Annotated in this window: 22 protein-coding genes and 2 pseudogenes; 16 read left to right on the forward strand and 8 right to left on the reverse strand. The window is 51.9% G+C overall.

Going from position 1 to position 26,116, the window contains the following annotated elements; all coding sequences use genetic code 11:
• Nucleotides 1-70: 70 nt before the first annotated feature.
• Nucleotides 71-802, reverse strand: coding sequence for a MerR family transcriptional regulator (locus GC56T3_RS09460; RefSeq protein WP_013145320.1), 732 nt, complete (start codon nucleotides 800-802; stop codon nucleotides 71-73).
• Between the two features lie 293 nt (nucleotides 803-1,095).
• Between GC56T3_RS09460 and treP the strand changes: the two genes are divergently transcribed.
• The 7 genes from treP to GC56T3_RS09495 all read left to right on the forward strand — a co-directional run bounded on the left by treP (nucleotide 1,096) and on the right by GC56T3_RS09495 (nucleotide 10,301).
• Nucleotides 1,096-2,514, forward strand: a complete 1,419-nt coding sequence (gene treP, locus GC56T3_RS09465) for a PTS system trehalose-specific EIIBC component (RefSeq protein WP_013145321.1) — start codon at nucleotides 1,096-1,098, stop codon at nucleotides 2,512-2,514.
• A 112-nt stretch (nucleotides 2,515-2,626) separates the two neighbouring features.
• Complete coding sequence (gene treC / locus GC56T3_RS09470; protein ID WP_013145322.1) at nucleotides 2,627-4,318, forward strand: alpha,alpha-phosphotrehalase; 1,692 nt, start codon at nucleotides 2,627-2,629, stop codon at nucleotides 4,316-4,318.
• A 22-nt stretch (nucleotides 4,319-4,340) separates the two neighbouring features.
• On the forward strand, nucleotides 4,341-5,054 hold the full coding sequence (gene treR / locus GC56T3_RS09475) for a trehalose operon repressor (protein ID WP_013145323.1): 714 nt from the start codon (nucleotides 4,341-4,343) through the stop codon (nucleotides 5,052-5,054).
• 214 nt (nucleotides 5,055-5,268) lie between these two features.
• Complete coding sequence (locus tag GC56T3_RS09480) at nucleotides 5,269-6,681, forward strand: Na+/H+ antiporter NhaC family protein (protein ID WP_013145324.1); 1,413 nt, start codon at nucleotides 5,269-5,271, stop codon at nucleotides 6,679-6,681.
• Nucleotides 6,682-6,951: 270 nt separating this feature from the next.
• Complete coding sequence (locus GC56T3_RS09485; protein WP_013145325.1) at nucleotides 6,952-7,401, forward strand: thioesterase family protein; 450 nt, start codon at nucleotides 6,952-6,954, stop codon at nucleotides 7,399-7,401.
• Nucleotides 7,402-7,518: 117 nt separating this feature from the next.
• Nucleotides 7,519-9,018: an aminotransferase class V-fold PLP-dependent enzyme gene (locus tag GC56T3_RS09490; protein ID WP_013145326.1), complete on the forward strand. Its 1,500-nt coding sequence runs from the start codon at nucleotides 7,519-7,521 to the stop codon at nucleotides 9,016-9,018.
• Between the two features lie 104 nt (nucleotides 9,019-9,122).
• Nucleotides 9,123-10,301 carry an acyl-CoA dehydrogenase family protein gene (locus GC56T3_RS09495; RefSeq protein ID WP_013145327.1) on the forward strand — a complete coding sequence of 393 codons (1,179 nt, stop codon included), beginning with the start codon at nucleotides 9,123-9,125 and terminating at the stop codon, nucleotides 10,299-10,301.
• A gap of 73 nt (nucleotides 10,302-10,374) precedes the next feature.
• Here the strand turns inward: GC56T3_RS09495 and speE are convergent, their stop codons facing one another.
• From speE to nsrR, 3 genes are all read right to left on the reverse strand, one after another.
• Nucleotides 10,375-11,250, reverse strand: a complete 876-nt coding sequence (speE, locus tag GC56T3_RS09500; protein ID WP_013145328.1) for a polyamine aminopropyltransferase — start codon at nucleotides 11,248-11,250, stop codon at nucleotides 10,375-10,377.
• Between the two features lie 29 nt (nucleotides 11,251-11,279).
• Nucleotides 11,280-11,474 carry a hypothetical protein gene (locus tag GC56T3_RS09505; RefSeq protein WP_020755390.1) on the reverse strand — a complete coding sequence of 65 codons (195 nt, stop codon included), beginning with the start codon at nucleotides 11,472-11,474 and terminating at the stop codon, nucleotides 11,280-11,282.
• Nucleotides 11,475-11,579: 105 nt separating this feature from the next.
• Nucleotides 11,580-12,023, reverse strand: coding sequence for a nitric oxide-sensing transcriptional repressor NsrR (gene nsrR, locus GC56T3_RS09510; RefSeq protein ID WP_011231230.1), 444 nt, complete (start codon nucleotides 12,021-12,023; stop codon nucleotides 11,580-11,582).
• A 171-nt stretch (nucleotides 12,024-12,194) separates the two neighbouring features.
• Between nsrR and hmpA the strand changes: the two genes are divergently transcribed.
• The 8 genes from hmpA (at nucleotide 12,195) to GC56T3_RS09550 (ending at nucleotide 19,930) form a co-directional block, all read left to right on the forward strand.
• Nucleotides 12,195-13,430: an NO-inducible flavohemoprotein gene (gene hmpA, locus GC56T3_RS09515; protein ID WP_013145329.1), complete on the forward strand. Its 1,236-nt coding sequence runs from the start codon at nucleotides 12,195-12,197 to the stop codon at nucleotides 13,428-13,430.
• Nucleotides 13,431-13,654: 224 nt separating this feature from the next.
• Nucleotides 13,655-14,557: a formyltetrahydrofolate deformylase gene (gene purU, locus GC56T3_RS09520; RefSeq protein WP_013145330.1), complete on the forward strand. Its 903-nt coding sequence runs from the start codon at nucleotides 13,655-13,657 to the stop codon at nucleotides 14,555-14,557.
• Between the two features lie 109 nt (nucleotides 14,558-14,666).
• Nucleotides 14,667-15,041, forward strand: a complete 375-nt coding sequence (locus GC56T3_RS09525; RefSeq protein ID WP_011231227.1) for a helix-turn-helix transcriptional regulator — start codon at nucleotides 14,667-14,669, stop codon at nucleotides 15,039-15,041.
• Between the two features lie 159 nt (nucleotides 15,042-15,200).
• On the forward strand, nucleotides 15,201-16,043 hold the full coding sequence (locus GC56T3_RS09530; protein ID WP_369769994.1) for an AAA family ATPase: 843 nt from the start codon (nucleotides 15,201-15,203) through the stop codon (nucleotides 16,041-16,043).
• A gap of 10 nt (nucleotides 16,044-16,053) precedes the next feature.
• Nucleotides 16,054-17,958 carry a nitric oxide reductase activation protein NorD gene (locus GC56T3_RS09535; protein ID WP_013145332.1) on the forward strand — a complete coding sequence of 635 codons (1,905 nt, stop codon included), beginning with the start codon at nucleotides 16,054-16,056 and terminating at the stop codon, nucleotides 17,956-17,958.
• Nucleotides 17,959-17,975: 17 nt separating this feature from the next.
• Nucleotides 17,976-19,217, forward strand: a complete 1,242-nt coding sequence (locus GC56T3_RS09540) for a DHH family phosphoesterase (protein WP_013145333.1) — start codon at nucleotides 17,976-17,978, stop codon at nucleotides 19,215-19,217.
• 10 nt (nucleotides 19,218-19,227) lie between these two features.
• Nucleotides 19,228-19,533 (forward strand): M23 family metallopeptidase, encoded by a 306-nt coding sequence (locus GC56T3_RS09545; RefSeq protein ID WP_193568237.1) that lies wholly within the window; start codon nucleotides 19,228-19,230, stop codon nucleotides 19,531-19,533.
• A 202-nt stretch (nucleotides 19,534-19,735) separates the two neighbouring features.
• Nucleotides 19,736-19,930 (forward strand): hypothetical protein, encoded by a 195-nt coding sequence (locus GC56T3_RS09550; protein WP_011231223.1) that lies wholly within the window; start codon nucleotides 19,736-19,738, stop codon nucleotides 19,928-19,930.
• A 302-nt stretch (nucleotides 19,931-20,232) separates the two neighbouring features.
• Here GC56T3_RS09550 and GC56T3_RS09555 read toward each other — a convergent pair whose 3' ends face one another.
• From GC56T3_RS09555 to katG, 3 genes are all read right to left on the reverse strand, one after another.
• Nucleotides 20,233-20,658 carry an NUDIX hydrolase gene (locus tag GC56T3_RS09555; RefSeq protein ID WP_013145335.1) on the reverse strand — a complete coding sequence of 142 codons (426 nt, stop codon included), beginning with the start codon at nucleotides 20,656-20,658 and terminating at the stop codon, nucleotides 20,233-20,235.
• Between the two features lie 108 nt (nucleotides 20,659-20,766).
• Nucleotides 20,767-21,249, reverse strand: coding sequence for a hypothetical protein (locus GC56T3_RS09560; protein ID WP_013145336.1), 483 nt, complete (start codon nucleotides 21,247-21,249; stop codon nucleotides 20,767-20,769).
• Nucleotides 21,250-21,619: 370 nt separating this feature from the next.
• Nucleotides 21,620-23,830 carry a catalase/peroxidase HPI gene (gene katG / locus GC56T3_RS09565; protein ID WP_013145337.1) on the reverse strand — a complete coding sequence of 737 codons (2,211 nt, stop codon included), beginning with the start codon at nucleotides 23,828-23,830 and terminating at the stop codon, nucleotides 21,620-21,622.
• A gap of 386 nt (nucleotides 23,831-24,216) precedes the next feature.
• Here katG and GC56T3_RS19970 point away from each other — a divergent pair.
• Nucleotides 24,217-25,326: pseudogene (locus GC56T3_RS19970) on the forward strand (MFS transporter); the annotation flags it as partial.
• Between the two features lie 42 nt (nucleotides 25,327-25,368).
• On the opposite strand, the pseudogene GC56T3_RS20305 reads toward GC56T3_RS19970, so the two are convergent.
• Nucleotides 25,369-25,830: pseudogene (locus GC56T3_RS20305) on the reverse strand (SDR family NAD(P)-dependent oxidoreductase); the annotation flags it as partial.
• Nucleotides 25,831-26,116: the final 286 nt, after the last annotated feature.

Raw genomic sequence — 26,116 nt, forward strand, 5'->3', positions numbered from 1 at the left:
TTTTGATTTTTGACGGAGGTATGGCGCATCCAAAACGGGTGCCCTTGTCACATTGATGCCAAAATCGTCTTCACCAAAACTTCCACCATTTATTTGCCCGTGTTCGAGCAGCGCTGGTGCTGGCAGCGGTTTGCCGAAACGACAACACGAGCTCGCGAAACGCTTTTTCCCGTTCTAAAATGCGCAGTTCGAGCTGTTTTCGCTCCTCTTCCTGTCTTACTTTTTCCTCTTGACAGAACGCGACGACCGTTTCCAAATGTTCATGCAGCTGTTCCGTTTTTTGCTGCCATGCGTCCTCGTAATCGCGGAGTGAACGGCGCACCGTTTCGGCAGCTGCCGTCGTTTGCTCCTCGATGTAGTCAAGGCGGCCTTTCACCTCATCCATCGCTTGCCGGACCGTGGCTGTCGTTTCCTGTTTCAAGGCGTCGACGATATCGTCTTTTAAGCGGGCCGCCAACTGCTCGGCTATGTATGGCATCCCTTGATGCAGCAGGCGGGGCACATCGATGATTTCCCCTTCCATGACGGCTGTTTCCACTTGAGCGGCTGTCTCGTTGGCTCGATCTGCTGGTTGTCCGTCCATTTGCCTGATCATTTCAGCCACTTCGCGCGGATGGCGGCCGTCCTCAAGCCAAGTGCGGATATGGCGAAACCGGTCGATCAGCTCGTCGGTGTACATGCGTGCCCCCTCGGTTGTGCGTGGGACGGCAATCGATCCAGCGAACTGCTTTTCCCATTGTTTCAAATCGCGGGCGGTGACCCCGATTTTTTTCGCTGCTTCGCGGAGTGTATAGGTTTTCATCGCATTCCCTCATCCTTTCTCGTCTTTTGGCATTGATTTGCGTTATGTTTTATTTTCCTACTCGGTCGTTGATTTTCCTGCCGCTTGACAAAACATAACAAAAGAAGTGGGAGTTAGCAAAAAAACAACAACTATTGTCGAAAAATGAAGGCGGTCATCGAAAGATGTTGACAAACTTGTATATACAAGATAAAATGAATTCAGGTTGTATATACAAGTTTGTTTGCAACCGGTTGCTGAAAGCGATTTAACGCTATAGCGGTCGTTAAGGAAAGAAAAGGGAGGCGTTCATCATGGGGGCATACCAACAAGCAGCCGCGCAAATCGTTGAAGCCATCGGCGGCAAAGAAAACATCGTCGCCGCCACGCATTGTGTGACCCGGCTTCGGTTTGCGCTCAAAGAGGAAGGAAAAGTCAATAAGGAAGCGCTTGAGCGCATCGATGTCGTCAAAGGGTCGTTTTCCGCAAACGGCCAGTTTCAAGTCGTCATCGGCCAAGGGCTTGTCGATAAAGTGTATGACGACCTCATCGAGCTGACGGGCATCGGCCGGGCGACAAAGCAGGAGATTAAAGACGCTGCGGAAGCGAAGCTCAATCCGCTGCAACGCGCGATTAAGACGCTGGCTGATATTTTCATTCCCATCTTGCCGGCGATCGTGACGGCCGGTTTGTTAATGGGTATTAATAACGTCTTGACAGGCCCAGGCATTTTTTACGAAGGGAAATCGTTTGTCGAGGTGCACAAAGAATGGGCCGATTTGGCGAACATGATCAACTTGATCGCCAATACGGCGTTTGTCTTCCTGCCCGGTTTGATCGGCTGGTCAGCAGTGACGAAATTCGGCGGCAGCCCGCTCTTAGGGATTGTCCTTGGTTTGATGCTCGTCCACCCAGATTTGCTCAACGCTTGGGGCTGGGGAGCGGCGAAAGAAAAAGGAGAGATTCCGGTTTGGAACTTGTTCGGCTTTGAAGTGCAAAAAGTCGGCTACCAAGGGCAAGTGCTGCCGGTGTTGGTGGCTTCCTACGTGCTGGCGAAGCTTGAGCTGTTTTTGCGCAAGCGCATTCCGGATGCGTTTCAGCTGTTGCTTGTCGCGCCGCTTGCGTTGCTCATTACGGGCTTTTTGGCGTTCATCGCCATTGGGCCGGTCACATTTGCGATCGGCAATGCCATTACCCACTTGTTTGTCACGATTTTTGACACGGTTCCGGCTCTTGGAGGATTGTTGTATGGAGCGCTGTATGCGCCGCTTGTCGTCACCGGGATGCACCATACGTTCTTGCCGGTTGACTTGCAGCTGATTGCCAATACCGGCGGCACATTCTTATGGCCGATTTTGGTCATGTCAAACATCGCCCAAGGTTCGGCAGCGTTGGCGATGATGTTTGTCGCGAAGGAGGAAAAGCTGCGCGGTTTGTCGTTTACGTCGGCTGTTTCCGCGTATTTAGGCATCACGGAACCGGCGATGTTCGGGGTCAACTTGCGCTTTCGTTTCCCGTTTATCGCAGCGATGACCGGAGCGGCGATCGCCGGCATGTTTATTACGCTCAATAAAGTCATCGCTCCGTCGATCGGTGTCGGCGGCCTGCCGGGTTTCTTGTCGATCGTACCGCAAAAGTGGACGCCGTTCTTTATCGGCATGGCGATCGCGATTGTGGTGCCGTTTGCGCTGACGTTTGTCTTTGGGAAAGTGCGTAAAGCCGCCCGCTCATGATTGCCGTGTGTTGACGCAAGAGAACGATGTGCGAAATCATCCATTTACCACCATACCATTGGCCGCCGATGCCAATGGTATGTTTTTATCCTGACGAACGAGGTGAAGAGAGATGTCAACAACCCCTTGGTGGAAAAAAGCGGTCGTTTATCAAATTTATCCGAAAAGCTTCTACGACACGAATGGAGACGGCATCGGCGATTTGCCGGGCGTGATCGAGAAGCTCGATTATCTACAAGAACTGGGCGTCGATGTCATTTGGCTGACACCGATCTACGCGTCGCCGCAGCGCGACAACGGTTATGACATCAGCGATTATTTCCGCATCCATCACGAATACGGAACGATGGACGATTTTGACCGTCTGCTTCACGAAGTGCATGCGCGCGGCATGAAGCTGGTGATGGACATGGTCGTCAACCATACCTCAACCGACCATGAATGGTTTAAGCAGGCGCGCTCCTCGAAAACGAACCCATACCGCTCGTTTTACATTTGGCGCGACCCGAAGCCGGACGGCGGAGCGCCGAACAACTGGCAATCGAAATTCGGCGGCTCGGCGTGGGAATACGATGAACAAACCGGCCAATATTACTTGCATTTGTTCGATGTGACACAAGCGGACTTGAACTGGGAAAACGAAGAGCTGCGCCGCCGCATTTATGACATGATGCATTTTTGGCTCCAAAAAGGAGTGGACGGCTTTCGGCTTGACGTCATCAACTTGTTGTCAAAAGATCAGCGCTTCCCGGATGACGACGGTTCGGTGCCGCCGGGGGACGGGCGCCGCTTTTATACGGACGGACCGCGCATTCATGAGTTTTTGCAGGAAATGAATCGAGAGGTGTTTTCAAAATACGACATCATGACAGTGGGGGAAATGTCGTCGACGACGATCGATCATTGCATCCGCTACACGAACCCGGAAAACCACGAGCTCAATATGACGTTTAACTTTCACCACTTGAAGGTCGATTACCCGAACGGAGAAAAATGGGCAGTCGCCCCATTTGATTTCCTTGCCTTAAAACGCATTTTGTCCGAATGGCAAGTCCGGATGTATGAAGGCGGGGGCTGGAATGCGCTCTTTTGGTGCAACCACGATCAGCCGCGCATCGTGTCGCGCTATGGCGATGACGGGACGTATTGGAAAGAATCAGCCAAAATGTTGGCGACGACGATCCATTTGATGCAAGGGACACCATACATTTACCAAGGCGAAGAAATCGGCATGACCGACCCGAAATTCACCGATATTCGCGACTATCGCGATGTGGAGTCGCTCAACATGTACCGGATTTTGCGAGAACAAGGCAAAAGCGAGCAAGAAGTGATGGAAATTTTGCAGCGAAAATCGCGCGACAATTCCCGCACGCCGATGCAATGGGACGACAGCCCGCATGCCGGTTTCACGTCTGGGACGCCGTGGATTCGCGTCGCCGACAACTACCGGCGCATTAACGTGAAACAGGCGCTCGCCGACCGCGACTCGATTTTCTACCATTATAAACGGCTGATTGAGCTGCGCAAACAGTATGATCTCATTACGACCGGGCGCTATGAGCTGCTGCTGGCGGACGATCCGCATATTTTCGCCTATATGCGTCATGGCGATGGAGAAAAGCTGCTTGTTGTCAACAATTTTTATCCAGTCGAAACGACGTTCACGCTGCCGAAAGAAGCGGGAGCCGATGGCTATACGGGAGAACTGCTGCTTGCCAATTATTCGGACGCGCCGGCTGATTTTCGCCGCATGCAACTGCGCCCATACGAATCGGTTGTTTATCTTTTGCGCCGGCCGTGATACAATACAAGCGGTGATTCTTATGCATGAAAACAAATATTTAACCATTTACCATGACCTCATTTCCCGCATCCGCCGCGGAGAATGGAAGGCGTACGACAAGCTGCCATCGGAACACGAGCTGGCCGCCCGATATGAGACATCGCGCGAGACGATTCGCAAAGCGCTCCATTTGTTGTCCGAGCACGGCTATATCCAAAAAATGAAAGGAAAAGGATCTATCGTCCTTGACGTCGGCAAATATGACTTTCCCGTATCCGGATTGGTCAGCTTTAAAGAACTGGCGCAGACGATGAAGCAGCCGGTGCGGACGATCGTGCATGAACTGGCGATCATCAAGCCGGATCGCGAGCTCAGGCAGCATCTGCGCGCCTCAAGCAAAGACGAAGTGTGGAAAGTCGTGCGCGTCCGTGAAATCGGCGGAGAGCGGATTATTTTGGATAAAGACTTTTTTCTGAAAAAGCATGTGCCGCTATTGACGAAAGAGATTTGTGAAGACTCGATCTATGAATACTTGGAAACGAAGCTGCATTTGCCGATCAGCTTTGCGAAAAAAGAAATATCGGTCGACGAAGCGACGGACGAAGACCGGCGCTATTTGGATTTGCATGGCGATGACCGCGTCGTTGTCGTCAAAAACTACGTGTATTTAAGCGATGCTACATTGTTTCAATACACGGAATCGCGTCACCGGCTCGACAAGTTCCGATTTGTCGATTTTGCGCGCCGGAAATGACAACGCCTTCTGTGCCCCAGGTTGTTTGGGAGCCAGCCCGGGGCGGATGAAAGTGTGGGCCACGCTGCCAACTGCAGCGCGGCTTTTTTTGTTTGCGCGGGCAACATAAATTTTATAAGTAAAACTATGTTCTAAATCATCAATGAAAATCATAAAAAAACTACATCATGGCTATCCTTCTTGGTAACAACATCATCGCAAAGGAGGCGCCGACGTGGAAGGAACATGGTGGTCGCTGTTGCCTTTTCTGCTCATCATTCCGTTGGCGGTATGGCTGAAAGAAATTTTGCCCGGCCTCGTGGCCGGATTGCTCGTCGGAGCGTTTTGCCTTGAGTGGTCGGCTGTCGGCGCGATTGAGCGCGCTGTTTCCGCTGTTCTTCACGCCCTGACCGATCCGGAGCATATGAAGGTGGCCGCGTTTTTGTATTTGTTCGGTTCGCTTGTCGGCATGATGCAAATTACCGGCGGGATCAAAGGGTTTGTCGAGAGACTTTCCGGCCGCATCCGCTCGAAGCGGGGGATTTTGTTGTTCGTTTGGCTGACGGTGCCGGTGACGTTTTTTATGCCGATGTTTCGCATTATGCTCCTTGGACCAGTGATGAAAGCGGTCCTTCGCCAGTTTCGCATCGACCGCCGCCGCATGGCGTACATGATCGACGTCTCGACCGAGCCGATCATCGTGCTTTTGCCAGCGGCGACAGCGTTCGTCGGCTTTATGACTTCTGTTGTCGCCGCGGCGCTTGAGCAAAACGACATTCACGAATCGCCGTATGACGTGTTTTTGCGCAGCCTGCCGTACAACTTGTTTGCGATTGTCGCTCTGGTCGTCGGGGTGTTGACGACGATGTTGAACATCCGGATCGGCAAACCGCGGGCGAAAAAAGGAGAAGGGGAAACGAATACACTGCACGGGCTCGGATTGCGCAAGGAGCTGGCGCTGATCAACGGGGAGCCGTTGCACTTGTTTGTCCCGCTGGCGCTGTTAATCGCGCTGACGTTTGCCTTTTTCGTGTACGACGGGAGGAAACGCGGGGCAGAGAATTGGTGGGAGGCGTTTTCCGCGGCCGATGCGACATGGGCGATGCTGTTGGCGTTGTTTGTGACCATCCTTTTGTCGATGGCGTTTTATTTATGGCGCCGACAATCGCTTTCAGAGCTGACGTACCATTTTTTTGCTGGAGGTAACGAAATGATGGCGCCGATCGGCATGCTCGTTCTCGTATGGGCGGTCTCGGCGGTGGCAGGGGAACTCGGATTTGCGGAGTACGTGTCGTCGACGTTCGGCACATGGCTGCCGGGGGCATTCGTGCCAGCGGCCGTGTTTTTGGTCGGATCGTTTTTATCCTACTTTATCGGTTCTTCATGGGGAACGTGGGGCATTTTGATGCCGCTTGGCGTCACGCTTTCCCATGCGACCGGGGCGCCGCTCGAGGTGACAGTCGGCGCCGTGTTTGCGAGCGGGACGTTTGGCGCCTTTGCTTCGCCGCTTGGCGATACGACGATTACAACCGCAGCCATTATGGATATGGACTTGATGAGCTATGCGAAATATAAACTGCGCATCTCTCTCCTTTGCGCCGGCGTGTCGCTCGTTGGATACGTTCTTTTGCCGCTTTGGATGCCATGAACGAGTGGAACGCGCCACGCCGCCGGCCGGTCTTTTCAGGCTACCGAATAGGTGAACAGGCCGGGTGTTCACCGCCCATTTTACAATCACACACAATGTTCTAAATAATCAATAAATCAACAATTGAAAACAAAAACAAATCAGAGTATGATAAAAACAACATACTAACTAGTTGGTAGCTGCAAATCCAACTCGGTCACGCCCCATACTCACCCAAACAAATATTGTGGGCGAAAGGGGCAAAAAAAGGCAAGAAAGGAAGAGGGAGAAATGAAGACGCACATCATTACCGTCAACCCACGCTTTTGTGAAACTGATGCGCTCGGACATTTAAGCAACATTAGCTATTTTATTTATTTAGAAGAAGCGCGCACCCGCCTGTTTGATGAATTGCGTTACGGCGGGCGAACGGAGGACTGGCATTTTATTTTAGCTTCCACCAAGTGTGATTTTATCAACCAAGGATTCTTCGGACGACGATTGCGCGTGGAAACCAATGTCTCCCGGATCGGCAATAAAAGCTTTCAATGCATTCATCGCATCATGGAAGAGGAAACAGTAAGACTGATCGCCATCGGAGAGGCAGCGATCGTCCATTTCAATTTCCAAACCCAAACGAGCGAACCGTTGCCTGATGACTTGCGGACCATGCTTGCCGAATACCTTGTGCCGTCCGTGGGGGAAACGATTTCGCCGTCATCGTGCAAAAAAAGGGAGTGAATATCATCCGCCTGTACGGCGGATTTTTCATTTTCAACTTTCCCACGTTTTTTGGACCGAACCACCGAAGGCGACATACTTTGTAAATAGACGAAATGGCGGAAAGGGGGAATCAACATGGCCATTCACGCTGTGATCGGCAATGCGGTGTATACATGCCGCGGGGAGCTTGAGACGTATTTTCAGCCGTTTCGCGATGGAACGATCGGCCGCTTTCATCCGTTTTCTACGCCGTTTGGCAAACAGCGGCTTATTTACGCCGACTGGACAGCAAGCGGGCGGCTGTACCGGCCGATTGAAGAGAAGCTGACGCATGAGCTCGGTCCATTTGTCGGCAACACGCATACGGAATCGAATGTGACCGGAACGAAAACGACGCTTGCCTATCGCTATGCAAAAGAAATCATCAAACAGCACGTTCATGCCGGGAAAAACGACGTCTTGATCATGCAAGGCGCCGGGACCACAAGCGCCGTCAACAAGCTGCAGCGTCTGCTTGGCTTGCGCGTACCGGAACGGTGGAAGCACCGCTTGTCCCTTCATGATGAGGAGCGGCCAGTCGTCTTTGTCACCCATATGGAGCACCATTCGAATTTATTGCCATGGGTGGAAACCATCGCGGAAGTCGTGGCGGTCCGTCCGACAGAAAACGGGGATGTCGATCTTGACCATTTGCGCGAGCTGCTGGAGCGCTACCGAGATCGGCCGCAAAAAATCGGTGCCTTTACTGCTTGCTCGAACGTCACGGGGTTGGAAACCCCATATCATAAGCTGGCGAAAATCATGCACGAGCATGGCGGCCTTTGCTTTGTTGATTTTGCTGCTTCCGCTCCGTACGTCCGCATCGATATGCATCCGGACGACCCAATGGAGCAGCTTGATGCCATTTATTTCTCTCCCCATAAGTTTCTCGGGGGGCCGGGAAGCGCCGGCGTGCTCATCTTTGACAGCCGGCTTTATCATCAGCACGCTCCGGATCACCCCGGCGGCGGGACGGTGTACTGGACTGACCCGTGGGGGAACTATGAATACATCCAAGCCATTGAGGAACGCGAAGATGGCGGAACACCGCCGTTTTGGCAAACCATCAAGGCAGCGTTGGCCATCCAGCTGAAAGAGCAAATGAACGTAAAACAGATGCGCGCCCGCGAAAAGGAACTTGTTTCCCTTCTTTTGCCGGCGCTAAAAAGCACTCCCGGCGTCCGCGTGCTTGAAGGACATCGGGACGACCGTCTTGGCATCATCTCATTTGTCATAGATGGATTGCATTACAACCTTGTTGTCAAACTGCTGAATGATCGCTTCGGCATTCAAGCGCGCGGCGGCTGTTCCTGCGCCGGACCATACGGCCACTATTTGCTTGGCATCGACAAGGAACAATCCGCTGCGTTGCTTCAAGAAGTCAAAAACGGCAATCCTCTCGCCAAACCAGGATGGGTGCGTCTGTCGCTCCATCCTACGATGACGAACGAAGAAGTGTATGCGATCATCCGCGCCGTCCGTCAAATCGCCCGCTATGGCCGCCGCTGGCAGGAGGAATACGAGTACGATGCTGGGAAAAATGAGTTCGTCCACCGTGACGATGATCGGTACATTCGGCATTTCTTTCTCTTTTAAGCTTCCGAGAGCAAGGACGGTCATTTTCCCGTGCGTTTTTGTTTTCAGTCCTAGCCAGAACTCGGTACAATAAAGGCATCTTGACCAAAAGAAGGGGAGAACCGATGAACGAATTGTACCATTTGCTTGTGCGAACCGATCGGGAGCAACAATTGTACAACCAAGCGCGTCGCCTTGCGGAACGATTTGTCCAACGGGCAGCGCATGATGACGAACAGGCAACGTTTCCATTTGCCGATTTTGCCGATTTAAAAGAGGCTGGATTCCTTTCCTTGACCGTCCCGACTGAATACGGCGGCCAAGGGGCGTCGCTTTATGAGCTCGTGCTCGTACAAGAGACGATCGCCCAAGGCTCTGGGGCAACCGCCTTGGCGTTCGGCTGGCATGCAAGCATTCTCATGCGTTTATTTTTGCTCCGCCGCTGGCCGGAATCGGTGCTCACTCATTTGGCGAAAGAAGTCGTTTGCCGCCACGCGCTCATCAACAGCGCCCACTCTGAACGGACAACTGGCAGCCCGGCGCGCGGCGGTAAACCGGAAACGACGGCCGTCTTTCGCCATGGCCGCTGGGTGCTTCGAGGGCGAAAGACATTTGCATCGTTAGCCCCTGCGCTCGATTACGTCTTAATTTCCGCCACAATGGAAGATGGTCGGGTCGGTGAGTTTCTGGTGCCGATGTCTGCTTCAGGCATTCGCATCGAGCCGACGTGGAACACGCTTGGCATGCGGGCGACGCGCAGCGATGATCTTGTTCTTGAAGAAGTCGAAGTCGACCAAAAGGCGCTCGTAGAGACGCTTGGAGAAGCGAACGAAGCCGCTCCGGCGCAAGGATGGCTGTTGCACGTGCCGGCTTGTTACTTAGGCATCGCCATTGCGGCGCGCAATGAGGCGCTTCGCTTTGCCAAGACGTACCAGCCTAATACCCTGCCTCACCCAATCGCCTCGACGCCCGAAGTGCAACGGAAAATCGCTGAAATGGAATGGCGCCTCACCCATGCGCGCCATTTCCTGTACGCGGTCGCCGATTTATGGGATCGCTATCCGGAAAAACGGATGGAAATGAAAGAGGAGTTGGCAACAGCTAAATTGGTTGCCACCAATACTGCGCTTGAAGTCGTCGATTGGGCGATGCGCATTGTCGGCGGACAAAGCTTGTTTGCTGACAATCCGCTTCAGCGGCATTACCGTGACGTCCGCGCTGGGCTCTACAACCCGCCGGCGGATGACTTGACGCTTCAATGGCTTGCCAAGCGGGCATTGTCTCACAACCCACCTGCTCCATAAAACAGAACGGACTCAAGCAACACGAAAAAGCTGTCCCTGCTTTGTGGGGGACAGCTTTTTTGATGCCAAGCGGTTATTCCACCTCAAGCGCCGAACGCAAAAATGCCGGCAACGCGAAACATTGGCGAAAGATCCCATCGTTCACATATTTCGTGTCATTTGGAATGGTAGTCTGCGCCGGAAAATCGAGCGGCCGTTTCGAGCCGATCGTAAAGCTCCACAGTCCGCCTGGATACGTCGGCACCACCGCGGTGTACACAAGCACATGCGGGAACAGTTCGCGAATATTGCGGTACGTCCGCTTCAAAATATCCAGATGGAAAATTGGCGACTGGCTTTGGCAGACCATCAGCCCATCCGCTTTCAACGCGCGATGGACGTTGGCGTAAAACTCCGGTGAAAACAAGGCTTCCGCCGGGCCGACTGGGTCGGACGAGTCGATCATAATGACGTCGTAGACGCTTTCCTTCCCTTGCACAAACACGACGCCATCATCATAAATAAACCGCACGCGCGGATCCGATAAGTTGCCGGAGACGGCTGGCAAATGCTCTTTGCACGCCCGGACAACTTTTTCGTCAATTTCCACCATGTCGATGGCTTCAAGATGAGCATATTTCGCCGTCTCACGGGCTGCGCCGCAGTCGCCGCCGCCGATGATGAGCACCCGTTTCGCCTGCGGATGAAACTGCAGCGGCACGTGCGAAATCATTTCGTTATAAATATGGCCGTCAATCGAGGTCGTTTGCACGACGCCATCGAGTACGAGCATGCGGCCAAAATCGTACGAATCCAAAATCATCACATGCTGGTACTCGGACGGCTCGGCAAAAATCACCTCTTTGATTCGATAGCTGATTTTTAAGTTGTCGCGATCATCTTCGGTGAGCCAAAGCTCTCCATTGTCCATATGCAAGTAAGGTGGCAAAGCGTTTCCTTCGTGTTTCATTGTGACCTCCTTTAGTCATGCAGATGTTTTCACACCTTTCTAATCTTAATATATTCTTCGTCTTGTGGCAAACAAAGGGGATGTGATCGGCCGGTGCCGGACGTATTCATCCCACCGCCCATGTTTGACGACTGGTTTCGTTTTTCCAACTGATGATCATTCTTGCCGCCACATCCCGCGCAAAGGCCGAGCGCCAAGGTGCCAATCGCCGCAAAGGCCGCCATCGGTTTCGCATCATCCCGCGTCTTCCTTCCGTAGAGCGATGCTTAGTGATTGTGTGCCTGCCAAACGCCAAAAAACTCTCCAGCTTATAGCCAGAGAGTTTTTTCTCAACCGCGCCGCTCTTTCAATAAAGAACGAAGCGACGCTCGGTCTTCAAGCAAGTCGGCGAGCGTATACGCATCCAGCACACGCAAAAACGCCTCTAACGCCTCGTGAAGTGCGAAGCGAAGCCGACATACCGGCGTTAAGACGCACTCATTGCCGTGGGCGGCAAAACACTCGACAAGCGACAAGTTTTCCTCCGTTTCGCGAACAACCGCGCCGATGACAATCTCCGCGGGGCGTTTCGCAAGGCGGATTCCACCGTTGCGCCCACGGATCGTTTCAATGTAGCCGAGTTTGCCAAGCTCATAGACGATTTTGCTTAAATGATGCTCTGAAATGGAAAAGGCAGCGGCAATGTCTTTGATGTTTGTTTTTTCTTCTTCATCAAGCGCGCCTAAAAACAAGAGGACGCGCAAGGCGTATTCCGTATAGTTCGTCAACTGCATCGTGATTCACAACCTTTAAGCGACATTCTTGATCCCATTGTACCACACCTGATTCGAACGGAGAATTGTGAACAATTTATTAAAGATGTATTTGAAATATTGCTTTTTCGCAGTGCTCATGGTTGAATAAAAGATGTATTAAAAATACATGTTTTACAAGGGGATGAAATCATGACAACGACAACGAAATTGCATCCAAAAACGATTGAAATTGTGAAATCAACGGTGCCTGTCTTGGAAACACATGGTGAACAAATTACGAAGCGGTTTTATGAACTCATGTTTTCCAATCATCCGGAACTGCTCAATATTTTCAACCACGCCAACCAAAAGCAAGGGCGGCAGCAACGCGCCTTGGCCGCAGCCGTGTATGCGGCAGCGCGCTATATCGACCAGCTTGATGCTATTTTGCCGGTTGTGCGGCAAATCGGCCATAAACACCGCAGCTTAGGAATCAAACCAGAACAATACCCGATCGTCGGAAAGCATTTGTTGCTGGCGATCAAAGACGTGCTCGGCGACGCCGCCACCGACGAAGTGATCACGGCTTGGGCGGAAGCATATGAAGCCATTGCGTCCGTTTTCATTCAAGTGGAAAAAGAGCTCTACGATGAGGCAGCGGCCAAACACGGAGGCTGGCGTGACTTTCGCCGATTTGTCGTCGTGAAAAAGGTGAAAGAAAGCCGCGTCATTACTTCGTTTTATTTGGAGCCGGAAGACGGCAAGGCCATCAGTGATTATTTGCCGGGTCAATACGTGAGCGTCAAACTGTCGATTCCGGGCGAGACGTATACGCATATTCGCCAATACAGCTTATCGGATGCACCTGGAAAAGGGTATTACCGCATCAGCGTCAAACGGGAAGCAGCTACAGCGGACAAGCCGGCCGGCATTGTTTCCAACTATTTGCATGATCATGTCCAAGAGGGCGACGTGCTCGAGCTTAGCGCTCCAGCCGGCGATTTTACGCTTGATTTGTCCAAAACGACGCCGGTTGTGTTCATCAGCGGCGGCGTCGGCATCACTCCGCTTTTGAGCATGGCGCATACGTTGGCCATCCGCCAACCGACCCGCCCAGCGGCGTTTTTGCATGCTGCTTTGAATGGCCGCGTGCACGCGTTTGACGAGGAGCTTCGGATGTTGGCGGAACGCCCGTCATTTTCTTATCATATTTGTTATGAGTCGCCATCCGACGAGGACCGCCTCCATCCACATTTTGGCAAAGAAGGGCGGATTGACCTTGCATGGATGCAATCCGTGATCCCGACGAAAGACGCAGACTTTTATTTCTGCGGCCCGGTGCCGTTTATGAAAACCGTCTATGGCGCTCTAAAACAATGGGGTGTGCCAGAAGAGCACATCCATTACGAATTTTTCGGCCCGGCCGGCGATTTGACGAAAGACTGAGAGAGGGTTTTCGCTTGCCAGGGGGCTGACCCAAAAGGGTCATTTTCCTTAACAAAACACAACATATTGTTTCTTAATGATTGTTTTATACCTATATACGGTAACAAGAAAGGGTGTCCCGATCCTTTTGGGACACCCTCTTTTGTTATCTTCCCTGTTGGCAAGTTCATGAATTTTTTGTATGATGAATGGCAAGGAAAAGCAAGAAAAGGGAGAGACAACGCATGACGACATTTCGCCAACATCGCTGGCAATCATTTTTGCAAGGTTACGAGCAGCGCGCTCGAATCCTTATCTCTTGCCCAGATCGCCCGGGCATCGTCGCGGCGGTGACGTCGTTTCTGTACGAACAAGGGGCGAATATCGTTGAATCGAGCCAATATTCGACCGATCCTGAGGGAGGGACGTTTTTTCTCCGCTTGGAGTTCGACTGTCCGAACATCGCCGAGCAAAAAGAAGAGATCGAAGCGGCGTTCGCCCCGATCGCTGCTGAATTTCAGATGCGTTGGCAGCTTCGGCTGCACAACGATATTCGGCGAATCGCGATTTTTGTCTCCAAAGCCGAGCATTGTCTGCTTGAACTTCTTTGGCAATGGCAGGCGGGAGAGCTGATCGCCGACATCGCCCTTGTCACCAGCAACCACCCCGACTTGCGCGAGACGGTCGAGTCGTTTGGCATCCCGTATGTGCATATTCCGGTGACGAAAGAAACGAAAGCGGACGCCGAAGCCGAACAAATCCGTCTGCTTCGTGACTATCAGATCGACACCATCGTGCTTGCCCGCTACATGCAAATTTTGTCGCCGGCGTTTGTCGCTGAATTCCCGGGACGGATCATCAACATCCACCACTCATTTTTGCCCGCCTTTATCGGCGCGCGTCCGTATGAGCGGGCGTATGAGCGCGGCGTCAAATTGATCGGCGCCACATCGCACTACGTCACCGACGATTTGGATGAAGGGCCGATCATTGAGCAGGACGTCGCCCGCGTGGATCACCGCCACCATCCGGACGACTTAAAGCGGATCGGCCGACTGATTGAAAAAACGGTGCTCGCCCGGGCGCTTCGGTGGCATTTGGAAGACCGGGTCATCATCCACGGAAACAAAACGATCGTGTTTTATTGAAACCAAGCGGGAGAGGATTTTTCCTTTCCCGCATGGTATAATGAAGACAAGCAGGATTTCGCCGCCCAAAGAGCGAAATTTCATCCGTAGGGAAGGAGGGAAAAAGCCTATGGGAGAAAAACGGACGCCCAGCGGTTTTCTGTTAAAACAACGTGCGTTTTTAAAATTGTATTTGATTACGCTCACCGAACAGGAGCGGCTCTACGGGCTGAAGCTGCTTGATGTATTGCGCCAAGAGTTCAAGCCGTTCGGCTACCGGCCGAACCACTCCGAAGTGTATAAGGCGCTGCACGATTTGATCGAAGACGGCATTTTAAAACAAGTGAAACAGAAAAAAGAGGGAATGAAGTACCAAGAAGTCGTCTACTATCGGTTCGCCGAGGGCGGACAGGAAAAGGCGAAGCTGTACAAACGCCAGCTCAAGGCGGAGCTTGATCGGTGCGCGGCGCTCATTCGCAAGGCGATTGAGGACAACTTCGGTTGAGAGCGCCTCGTTTTTTCTTTGTTATATTTACATAATATATTTATGGTCTAGTTCTTTTGTTTTGCGTCCCGCCGGGCGATTTAGTAGAATGAGAGGGGAAGATCGCCACAGAGAGGAAGTCAGAAGATGGGAACATGGCCGTTGACGGTCACGAAAGAAATGGAAAAGCGAAAAGAACTGTTCCGCCGCGATCCGAATCGCGCGTTGATTGGAGCGGGCGGGTACAAGGCGGCAGATGAGGCGATCGTGCACGATGCCGCCATTGCGCTCGCGCTTGGGAAAAACGTGCTCTTAAAAGGCCCGACCGGATCGGGAAAAACGCGGCTTGCTGAAACGTTGTCCGCTTTGTTTGGTCAACCGATGCACAGCATCAACTGTTCCGTGGACTTAGACGCCGAAGCATTGCTCGGTTTTAAGACGATCGTGCACAAAAACAGCCAGGCGGTGATCGAGTACGTGCCCGGACCAGTCATCCAGGCGATGACAAAAGGGCATTTGCTATACATTGACGAAATTAATATGGCGAAACCGGAAACGCTGCCGATTTTAAACAGCGTCCTTGACTACCGGCGGCGGCTCACCAATCCGCTGACTGGAAATGTCGTACAGGCGAAACCGACATTTGGCGTCATCGCCGCGATCAATGAAGGCTATATTGGCACCGTACCGCTCAATGAGGCGCTCAAAAACCGGTTTGTCGTCATCAATGTCCCGTATGTGCAAGGAGAAACATTAAAATCGGTATTGTTGGCGCAAACTACATTAACGGATGAAACGTTGATCGATCGTTTCGTCGCCCTGTCGGCGGATCTGCTTGCGCAGGTGCGAAACGGACAAATCGCCGAGGAAGCGGCTTCGGTGCGCGCTTTGTTGGATGCGTGCGATTTGGCGGCATACATGCCGCCATTGCGGGCCATTGAGCGAAGCATCGTCGATAAGCTTGACGATGAACGGGAACGGGCGGCGGTGCGCAACATCGCCGAAACGTGGTTTGACGAATAGGAGGCTCGGCATGGAGCGGTTTATGATGTTCAATGACCGAACGGTCGACTCGAGTTTGGTCATGCAGCTTTCTGACCTCGCCCAAACGCTCATGCGCCGCCGCGACGTTGCCATCCAGTTCGCCGCCCATTCCGGCGTGCATTGTGTCAAGCCGGTCGTTTACGTCAGCCATTTTTGGGATGGGTATCCACCATTGGAGCGGGAAACGGCAATGAAAAGCGACGTCGGCTTGCGCATCATCGGCACGTATCGGCACACCGACCGATTGGCGGTTCGCGCCTTCCGACATGCGGTGGAATCCCGACCGCTCTCCAAGCTTTCCAAACAGCTGTTTACATTCGCTGAAGATCTTCGCTTGGAAGCCGTCTGCGAGCGGGAACGTCCCGGGATGAAGCGATGGTTCCGCACGCGCCGCCGCATGTACCGCCGCTACTTCACTCAGCAATGGCAAGCAAACAGGACGCGCGGCGCTTGGGCTGATCAGTTTTTGGCGGGGATGTATTTGCGGCTCACGGCTGATTCGCCGCTTGATGATGCGCCGCTGGCTCCGATGGCGGATGAAGCGGTGCAGGCGCGCCTTGAAACGTTATGGCCGCAATTTTTTGATGCTTCCTCGACAGCCGAGGTGGCGGACTGGGCGTTCGCCGTTGTGGAACTGATGGAGGACGTGCTGCCTCATGATATGGTCAATGCCTATACATCGCTGCCAATCGTTGAGGATGATGCGGACGAGAAAACGATGACGCTTCAAGATCTCAAACGGACCAACCCATTGGAAAACCGCGATGCCCTTCAGGAGACGGATGGAGAGGCCAAGCGGCAAGTGCTGCCAACATGGCATCGGGAAACGAGCCGGGCGGGTGGAAGCTTTCTCCGCTTTGAGCTCGAACGAGGCAGCCGCACCGAGATCATCAGCGATGAGGCGAGGCCGGGTGAAGACGGCGATCAGGCTCTGGCCGTCGTGAAAGGAACGTCTCGGCCGACGGCGCGAAACGAGTATGGCCTGGAAGCGCAAGCATCCTTCAGCGAACAGCCGCCGGCTGGAAACAGTGCGCCGTATGGCGAGGCCAACCGCCAAGCCGATCTTGTGCTTCTTCCTTCGTCGCCAAACCTCGCGCATCTTGAGCAATACCGCGCCAAACAGGCGGCGGTGGCGCCGTACCGAAAACGGCTTGTGCGCATCATGGAACAATGGCTTGAACACAAGCGCTCCGCTTGGCGCACGAACTTGCCCGTCGGTCGGCTGCGCAAACAATTGGTGTCGTTTTTCACTGATGAGCGGCCGCGCTTGTTTTACAAAAAAGGCGAGCCGACGCGGCGGTTTGATGCGGTCTTCGGCCTGCTTGTCGATTGCTCGGCTTCGATGCATGACAAAATGGAAGAGACGAAAACCGGGCTCGTTCTTTGCCATGAGGTGCTGAAAACGTTGCGCGTGCCGCACCAAATTGTCGGATTTTGGGAAGATGCGAACGAAGCAGCCGCTTCGCGTCAGCCGAACTATTTGCAGATGGCGGTCTCATTCCATCGCTCGCTTGAGCCGTCGAGCGGCCCGGCGATCCTGCAGCTCGAGCCGCATGAAGATAATCGCGATGGATTGGCGATTCGCTGGATGACCGAACAGCTCCTCAAGCGCCCGGAAGCACAAAAAGTGCTGCTCGTCTTCTCTGACGGCGAACCCGCCGCGTACGGATATGAACAAAACGGCATCATCGATACGCACGAAGCAGTCGCCGAAGCGCGCCGCCGCGGCATTGAGGTCGTCAATCTCTTTTTAGGCCACGGGGCCGACGATGAGTCAAAGCGGCGGACGGTTGAAAACATCTATGGTCGCTTCCGCGTCTTTGTTCCGCATGTGAGCGAGTTGCCGGATCGGCTGTTGCCGCTCTTGAAAACGTGGTTGCAAAAAAGTTTGTGACAAAAAGGTGGGACCCCATGATCAAATTATTCACTGACAGCGATCTAGACGGCATCGGCTGCGGATTGCTCGCGAAGCTGGCGTTTGCCGAGGTGAACATTTCGTTTTGTTCCTATCGCAATTTGGATGAACGGGTCGTCCAATTCTTGCAAAGCGACGAGGCCAACGGCGCCATGTTGTTTATCACCGACTTGGCCGTCGGCAAGGAAGTGGAACAGCAACTCGCTGAACGGGCGGCGCGCGGCGGCCATGTGCAAGTGATCGACCACCATGTGACGGCGCTTCATTTCAATGACTACCCGTGGGGACAGGTGGTGCCGGTGAGGGATGATGGCAAAAAGACGTGCGCCACCTCGCTCTTTTACGACTATCTCGTCCGCGAGGGCAAACTCGCACCTAATGAAACGCTAGATGGGTTCGTCGAGCTCGTCCGCCAATACGACACGTGGGAATGGGAAGAGAATGGGAATTTGCAAGCGAAGCGGCTGAATGATTTGTTGACGATTTTCGGGCTTGACGGCTTTTGGGAGACGATGAGCGAGCGGCTCGCCTCCAGAGAACCGTTCTCCTTGACCGAGACGGAAGAGCTGCTTCTCGATATGGAAGAGAAGAAAATTCAGCGTTACATTCGGCAAAAGCAAAAACAGCTTGTTCAGCGCTGGCTTGGTGACTATTGCATCGGCGTCGTCTTTGCCGAGCGCCATTTGTCGGAATTGGGCAATGCGTTATCCAAGCGTTATCCTCATCTTGACTTGATCGCTTTAGTCAACATGGGGACGAAACATATTGGCTTTCGCACCATTCATGATGACGTCAACGTCGCTGAGTTTGCCCAGCAATTCGGTGGCGGCGGCCATCCCAAGGCGTCCGGCTGTTTGATCGATGATACAACATTTCCGCTGTTTGTCGTCGAGACGTTCCCGCTTCTGCCGGTATACGGTGATGCGGAACAAAACCAATTGAACAAAAAAGACGAGGCCGAAGGAGTGTTTTGGACAAATCACCATGGCCAATGGTGGCTGAGTCGCAAAACCGCTCAAGGTTGGAGCGTGTATGCCGATGGGGGAGAGACCCATACGTTCCCAGAGGAAACCGCCGGCGAACGCTGGCTGAAGCGGCAGTTTGCCGCTGGCCTTGCCCATGATGCAGCCGTGCTCGACTTTTTAAGCGTTCGGCTCGGACGAGACAAAGATGCCATTCAAGCCGACTATAAAGCGGCCGTCAAACAATACAAGCAACAAACCGGCATTGAATCATGATGCCGCCGCTGTGGACGGCACGGTCGTTCGGTATGGGTGGAGTGAACTCGGTGGCTGGCGGCTGACCATTCGGACAAAGGCCGGGCTGTTTCTCTATTATGCCTACTTGCAAGGATATGCGGCGAATCTGTCGGAAGGACAAGCTGTCGTGAAAGGACAGCTCGTCGGCTTTGTCGGCGACTCTGGCTACGGTCCGGTCGGCACGACTGGAAAATTCGCCCCGCACTTGCACGTTGGCCTGTATGATGCCAACTGGAATGCGATCAATCCGTATCCATACCTAAAATATTGGGAACAAAACGGATTGCGGCACTAACCGGCAAGATCATCACAACCCACAAGGTTCAACAGCCACATATGCGCAAAAAGAAAAAGGTGTTCCGATCTCTTTTAGGAAGGATTGGGACACCTTTATTTGTTGCGGAAACGCCGAAGAGAAAATGTTAACATAATTGTAACAGTTTTTGTGTTTAGGAAAAACAGTCTTTGATTATAATAATAATAGGGAGGTGAAGACGGTGAAACAGTATGTCTTTTCCTTCTACACAGTCCAAGGGAAAACGATTGTGTGGGAAGAGGCCATTCCGGCATCTGGGATGATGGAAGCCTTTTCAAAAGCCCAACGGCTTCTGGTGAAGCATAAGCAAGAAAAAGGCGTGCCAGTTCGCGTTCGGTATAAAGGCGTCCGCTATCGTCAAACGGATATTGCCTAAACGAAAGGAGAAAGGATGAGATCATGCGGTCCCTGCAGCTGCCGACGCGCAGTGGGTAACGTGCAGCTTCTTGAATGAGAATCAAGAGGCTGCGCGTTTTTATTTTATTTTAGGTGGGCGTGTCGATGGGCGTTTTTTTGTTTTGTCTCACTATTATGAGATTACTTGTTATCGAAACAGACTCTTTCATAACTTCTTATAATTTATATTATGTTAACTTTTTAAACGAGAGAAAGGGAAAGCCACAAACTCCTCTTCCCCTACGACTCGCTTGCAACCGCAGTGCAGTAGAAAGCGGAAAACTATATGTAGTTCAATATTTCACGCGGTGCAAAGTTGTCGATTTTCTGCAATTCGTCTTTGCTCCACCATTTTAGCCCTTTCAGTGTGTCTTTTTCGTTCTTTGTCATATGTTCGATAGACAACACCGTATCGGATTGGATCGTGATTTGATAATAAATTTCCCGGCTAATAAAAGAACCTTGTTTTCCTTCAATCCATACATCCAGTTGGAATATGGGCCCACCGAGAAGATCAACAACTATGCCTAGTTCTTCGTATAATTCCCTTTTTAAAGCTTCAGCTGGGGTCTCGTTTTCTTCAATGCCCCCTCCTGGAGTAACCCATAACACTTTGTTTCCTGCCATATTCCGAAATTCAAATTGCTGAAGAAGAATTTCGTTTCGCTCGTTGACGATCACTGCTCTAGCGCATTTGCGCATCCTCATCGGGCGCTCCTTTCCGGATCTATTAGATCATTTTTCAGCTGGTTTCGCCTGCAGGAAAAAGCATTCGATTGTCCAGCGCTGGGCGTAGTAACGCGTGCCAATAGAAGATCATATAATGGCGCTGATCACGCAACCGGCAAGCTTATTTTTTATTGGACTGTTACGAAACAACCAGTTTATAAGAAGGGGCTCGGCATCAAATGTTTCAACGCTCACCTTCCCTTCAATAAACAACACAGCAAAACGGACCTCAACGATGATGGGAGACCCACTGGGTCCCTCGATCAAAAAGAATGTTTCCGCAGTTGGATAGTTATCTAAATGACTCCCAAACTCTTTCTCATAATAGTCAATGGGTTCTCTTCGTTCTGAACCTACAATGTCCCTTAGGATTTGAAAAAAATGATGAATATTCTCTGTGAAAACTTCCGGATAAAGCGATCCGGAAAGTCTCTGTTCAGCGGCTGCCAAACGGAATAAACATAAATCGATACGTTTGGTTAAAATCTGTTCCCACTCACTCCAAGTGAAAGACTTTTCCGACCGGGCCACAAACTCTTTTATGATTCCTAAGCCGTAATATGTTCCCATGGCTCCTCCCGTCTTTCATCATCGATACTTTTCCCTCTCCCCTTCACCGACTGAAAAACACCAAAAGATTTGTAATAGGTTTAAATTGTTTCGATCATACATACACCATGCCGTTTCTCCGTTTGAGTGCTCTCTTTTATTATACGTTCGACACAGCAGGGCCTATTTCCTTTATCTCCCCTAATCTTTATCTACCAGGTGCACGCTGCAAAGCCATCGCAAGAGAAAGTGACCTTTGCATCCTTAGGAGGATTGCGGCCGCGAAACCATGCGGATGGGTATTCCTGCCCATAGAGAGCTGCTGGCCATTAGGCCTATTCAACATACAAAAGCAGCTTGCCCCCAAACAGACAAGCTACTTTTTGGCCGATCAAACCGTAACCGACTCTTTGGCTTGTTTCAAATGAATATCAAAGCGGTCGGCGTTCATCACTTTGACCCAAGCGTTGATAAAGTCGCGGACGAATTTTTCTCGGTTGTCGTCTTGGGCGTAAAATTCCGCGTACGAACGAAGGATCGAGTTGGCGCCGAAAATGAGGTCGACCCGGGTGGCCGTCCACCGCACTTCGCCCGTTTTCCGGTCGCGGATTTCATAAATGCCTCCTTCGGTCGGCACCCATTCATAGTTCATGTCGACTAAGTTGACAAAGAAGTCGTTCGTCAGCACCCCGATGCGATCAGTGAAGACGCCGTGAGGCAGATCACGGTAGTTCGCGCCCAACACCCGCAAACCGCCGATGAGCACGGTCATCTCGGGTGCGGTCAACCCTAGAAGTTGCGCTTTGTCGATAAGCAATTCTTCCGGACCGACGCTGTACTCCTTCTTTTGATAGTTGCGGAACCCATCGGCGAACGGTTCGAGCACCGAGAAGCTCTCGACATCGGTTTGCTCTTGCGTCGCATCGCCCCGTCCTGGAATAAACGGCACTGTGACATCAAAGCCGGCGTCGCGGGCCGCCTTTTCGACCGCGGCGCTGCCGCCAAGAACGATGAGATCGGCGATGCTGACTTTCTTCGGCAGCTCGCGTTGGATGTCTTCATACACCGAAAGCACTTTGGCGAGCCGCTCTGGTTCGTTCACTTCCCAATCTTTTTGCGGGGCAAGGCGGATGCGGGCGCCGTTGGCTCCGCCGCGCTTATCCGAGTTGCGGAACGTGCTGGCTGCCGCCCAAGCGGTTTTGACGAGTTCGCTGACGGTCAGGCCCGAGTTCAAAATTTTCTCTTTGATTTGTTCGATTTCGGCATCAGTCAATTCATAGTCGACCGTCGGAATCGGGTCTTGCCAGATGAAGTCTTCTTTCGGCACTTCCGGACCTAAGTATCTCGTTTTCGGCCCCATATCGCGATGCGTCAGTTTGAACCAGGCACGGGCGAACGCATCCGCAAACTCTTCAGGATTTTCATAGAAACGGCGGGCGATTTTTTCATATTCCGGGTCAAAACGCAACGCTAAATCTGTCGTCATCATCATCGGCGGCACTTTGACATTAGCGTCTTCTGCATCAGGCGCTAAATCCTCTTCCCTCAGATTTACCGCTTCCCATTGATAGGCCCCAGCCGGACTCTTGGTCAGCTTCCATTCATATTCGAAGAGCAATCGGAAATAACTGTTGTCCCACTGCGTCGGCGTCGGCGTCCATGCGCCTTCGATGCCGCTCGTGATCGTGTCGCGGCCTTTCCCTTTTCCGTACGAGCTGACCCAGCCCAATCCTTGCGCTTCAATTGGAGCCGCTTCCGGCTCTGGACCGACGTGTGAAGCAGGGCCTGCGCCGTGTGCCTTGCCGAATGTGTGGCCACCCGCAATTAAAGCGACCGTTTCTTCGTCGGTCATTCCCATGCGGCGGAATGTTTCGCGAATGTCGCGCGCCGCAGCAACCGGATCCGGCTTGCCGTCAGGGCCTTCCGGGTTGACGTAAATGAGACCCATCTGCACAGCGGCAAGCGGATTCTCAAGTTCGCGATCCCCGCTGTAGCGTTCCGAAGCGAGCCACTCTTTTTCCGCGCCCCAATAAATGTCTTCTTCTGGATGCCAGACATCTTCCCGGCCGCCGCCGAATCCGATCGTTTTTCCTCCCATGGATTCGATGGCGACATTGCCTGCCAAGATGAACAAGTCCGCCCAAGAAATCTTGTTGCCATATTTCTTTTTGATTGGCCACAATAACCGCCGCGCTTTATCCAAGTTGGCGTTATCCGGCCAGCTGTTTAACGGGGCAAAGCGCTGCGTGCCGGTCGAACCGCCGCCGCGGCCGTCGCCGATGCGGTACGTCCCTGCCGAATGCCACGCCATGCGGATAAACAACGGCCCGTAATGGCCATAATCGGCCGGCCACCAGTCTTGGCTTTCTGTCATCAGTTTGCGCAAATCTTCTTTGAGCGCCCAATAGTCTAGTTTTTGAAACTCCTCAGCATAGTTGAACTCTTCATCATGAGGATTCGTTTTTCGGTCATGTTGATGGAGAATGCTTAAGTTCAGCTGGTTCGGCCACCAGTCTTTATTGGTTGTTCTGTTCGAGTGATGACTTGTCACACTGCCATGATACGGACATTTGGAAGCATTGTGTTGGCTTTGGTTTTTCATTTCCTCTTCCCCTTTCCATATTCAAATGTCACCATTATCTTTCTAGTTGCTTTTTCTGTCAACTAGAATTGATAATGATTCGTACATTAAAATTATAATAAATTAATATTTGATAGTAAAGGATAAAAAATATTTTTTTATATACAATCTTTTTTTACCTTCGATTACACCGCCGTATCCACTCAAGACAAACCATTCTGATCGTATGAAACAAGACTGCCCCTACTAATCTTGACAAAATTCTCCTGATCAAAAATAATACAAATAGGAACGTATATTCGATTTTGTTGGTTTGCGGCTGACGCTTGACCAACGAACGAAGGGAGCTGAGGCCAAATAAGCATGGAAACGGGACCATTTCATGAAAAGGAGGATATATAACTGCCATGACAACAACCAGTCCATCCATGGGTTCGCTTTTGCGAAACCGCTTTATTCAAACGATTATGACGGCCGGATTATTCATTCAAATCGGCATTTGGATTCGCAACTTTGCGATTTTATTGTTTGTGACGGAGAAAACAAACGGTAATGCGCTGGCCGTCTCGCTCATTTCAGTGGCCGAGTTCGCTCCCATTTTTATCTTTTCTTTTATCGGCGGAACGCTTGCCGACCGATGGCGCCCGAAACGGACCATGATTTGGTGCGATCTTTTCAGCGCGCTCTCCATTTTTGTAATCCTGATCGCCCTTTGGTTTGGCACATGGAAGACGGTGTTTCTTGCGACCTTTGTCTCGGCAATTTTATCGCAATTTTCGCAGCCGTCAGGAATGAAACTATTTAAGTTGCATGTTCCAGGCGAACAAATGCAAGGAGGCATGTCGCTATTTCAAGCGATGATGGCGATTTTCGTCGTGATCGGCCCGATCATGGGCACATTCGTCTTTCAACAATTCGGCATCTACGTTTCCATGGCGATAGTCGGATTTTGCTTTTTGGCATCGGCTCTGATCTTAACGCTCTTGCCGCCGGATCGGGCTGAAGAGCGCGCTGGGAGCGCGGCATCTTTATGGGAGGAAATGAAGCAAGGCTTTCGCTATGTATGGTCGCGCAAAATCCTCGTCACACTCGGCGGCGGGTTTATGGCCGCGGGATTAGCAGTGGGCTTGATTCAACCATTGGCCGTGTTTCTTGTCACGGAGCGGCTTGGGATGGAAGAAAGTTATTTGCAATGGCTGTTTGCCGCACACGGAGCAGCGATGATGATTGGCGGCGGCATAGCGATGGCGCTTTCCCACCGAATAGGGCCTCACGTTTTGCTGATGCTTGGAATGGGAAGCCTTGCCGTCGGTATTTTTATCATGGGGTGGTCAACGCTGTTTTGGCTTACCTTATTGGCCGAGTTTATCGCCGGTCTTTTCATGCCGGCGCTGCACATCGGCATTAACACGATTGTGATGAACCATACGGAAGCAGCGTTTATTGGCCGAGTCAACGGCATGTTGACCCCGCTGTTCATGGGGGCAATGGTCACGACGATGAGCTTGGAAGGTATTTTCTGCACTCGGTCCATAAAAATCAGGGAAATGACAAATAAGAGTCGGCACTCCTCTCTGATGCGCTTCTGTAAGCATCTTATTCAGCTGCAAGCGAATTTTTCCTTTCTTGGTATGGGGGTTTTTCGGCGTATCCTCTGTTACCTTTCTCCCTGGGCTGCGTCCATAAGCATAAATGTTGTCGACGAACACAACCTTTGCCCCATTCCCTTCCGCCGCCTTTAGCACATGTTCCATGATCGCCGGATGACCCTTAGGCCATTCGGGATAAGGGATGTTGACCGCATGAAAGATCACATCGACATTTTTGCATGCCTTGATCAGTTCATCTTCCCGAAGCGCATCTCCTGGGCAGATTTCCACATCCTTCATCGTTCCAAACCACTGTTGCAGCTTATCCTGAGAACGGGCAAAGGCTCTGACAGGGATTCCTCTTGATGTGAGCTCCTGAACCAGGGCATAGCCCATTCCGCCTGATGCGCCAAGCACGATCGCTTTTCTCACGTTTTATGCCTCCTTTAATATGAACGCCGAGCCCATCATTTTTTATTCCATCAACATCCCATTATGGCGGCCTGTTCTCCTATTATGTTATATTCGATGTCTTCCTTCCTTTTCCTTTAACGCTAAGTCAATATTTTCTTTCGATAGAGCAAAGGAGAAGCGCGCAACGGTGTTTCGAATGAATGTTCATCCCATCGAGCAGCTGTTTGTTCATCGCAAGCGAACGATGAGCATGACAATGTTCCTCCGTTCTATCCATCGATTGCCGCTGTTGGGATACATTTTT

Origin of the sequence: Geobacillus sp. C56-T3, from assembly GCF_000092445.1 — a bacterium.
GTDB classification, from domain to species: Bacteria; Bacillota; Bacilli; order Bacillales; family Anoxybacillaceae; genus Geobacillus; species Geobacillus thermoleovorans.

Excerpts from the sequence above, each read along its gene's own strand:
- GC56T3_RS09460 (WP_013145320.1), bottom strand. The coding sequence starts at position 802 with ATGAAAACCTATACACTCCGCGAAGCAGCGAAAAAAATCGGGGTCACC.
- treP (WP_013145321.1), top strand. The coding sequence starts at position 1,096 with ATGGGGGCATACCAACAAGCAGCCGCGCAAATCGTTGAAGCCATCGGC.
- treC (WP_013145322.1), top strand. The coding sequence starts at position 2,627 with ATGTCAACAACCCCTTGGTGGAAAAAAGCGGTCGTTTATCAAATTTAT.
- treR (WP_013145323.1), top strand. The coding sequence starts at position 4,341 with ATGCATGAAAACAAATATTTAACCATTTACCATGACCTCATTTCCCGC.
- GC56T3_RS09485 (WP_013145325.1), top strand. The coding sequence starts at position 6,952 with ATGAAGACGCACATCATTACCGTCAACCCACGCTTTTGTGAAACTGAT.
- GC56T3_RS09490 (WP_013145326.1), top strand. The coding sequence starts at position 7,519 with ATGGCCATTCACGCTGTGATCGGCAATGCGGTGTATACATGCCGCGGG.
- GC56T3_RS09495 (WP_013145327.1), top strand. The coding sequence starts at position 9,123 with ATGAACGAATTGTACCATTTGCTTGTGCGAACCGATCGGGAGCAACAA.
- speE (WP_013145328.1), bottom strand. The coding sequence starts at position 11,250 with ATGAAACACGAAGGAAACGCTTTGCCACCTTACTTGCATATGGACAAT.
- GC56T3_RS09505 (WP_020755390.1), bottom strand. The coding sequence starts at position 11,474 with ATGGCGGCCTTTGCGGCGATTGGCACCTTGGCGCTCGGCCTTTGCGCG.
- nsrR (WP_011231230.1), bottom strand. The coding sequence starts at position 12,023 with ATGCAGTTGACGAACTATACGGAATACGCCTTGCGCGTCCTCTTGTTT.
- hmpA (WP_013145329.1), top strand. The coding sequence starts at position 12,195 with ATGACAACGACAACGAAATTGCATCCAAAAACGATTGAAATTGTGAAA.
- purU (WP_013145330.1), top strand. The coding sequence starts at position 13,655 with ATGACGACATTTCGCCAACATCGCTGGCAATCATTTTTGCAAGGTTAC.
- GC56T3_RS09525 (WP_011231227.1), top strand. The coding sequence starts at position 14,667 with ATGGGAGAAAAACGGACGCCCAGCGGTTTTCTGTTAAAACAACGTGCG.
- GC56T3_RS09530 (WP_369769994.1), top strand. The coding sequence starts at position 15,201 with ATGGAAAAGCGAAAAGAACTGTTCCGCCGCGATCCGAATCGCGCGTTG.
- GC56T3_RS09535 (WP_013145332.1), top strand. The coding sequence starts at position 16,054 with ATGGAGCGGTTTATGATGTTCAATGACCGAACGGTCGACTCGAGTTTG.
- GC56T3_RS09540 (WP_013145333.1), top strand. The coding sequence starts at position 17,976 with ATGATCAAATTATTCACTGACAGCGATCTAGACGGCATCGGCTGCGGA.
- GC56T3_RS09555 (WP_013145335.1), bottom strand. The coding sequence starts at position 20,658 with ATGAGGATGCGCAAATGCGCTAGAGCAGTGATCGTCAACGAGCGAAAC.
- GC56T3_RS09560 (WP_013145336.1), bottom strand. The coding sequence starts at position 21,249 with ATGGGAACATATTACGGCTTAGGAATCATAAAAGAGTTTGTGGCCCGG.
- katG (WP_013145337.1), bottom strand. The coding sequence starts at position 23,830 with ATGAAAAACCAAAGCCAACACAATGCTTCCAAATGTCCGTATCATGGC.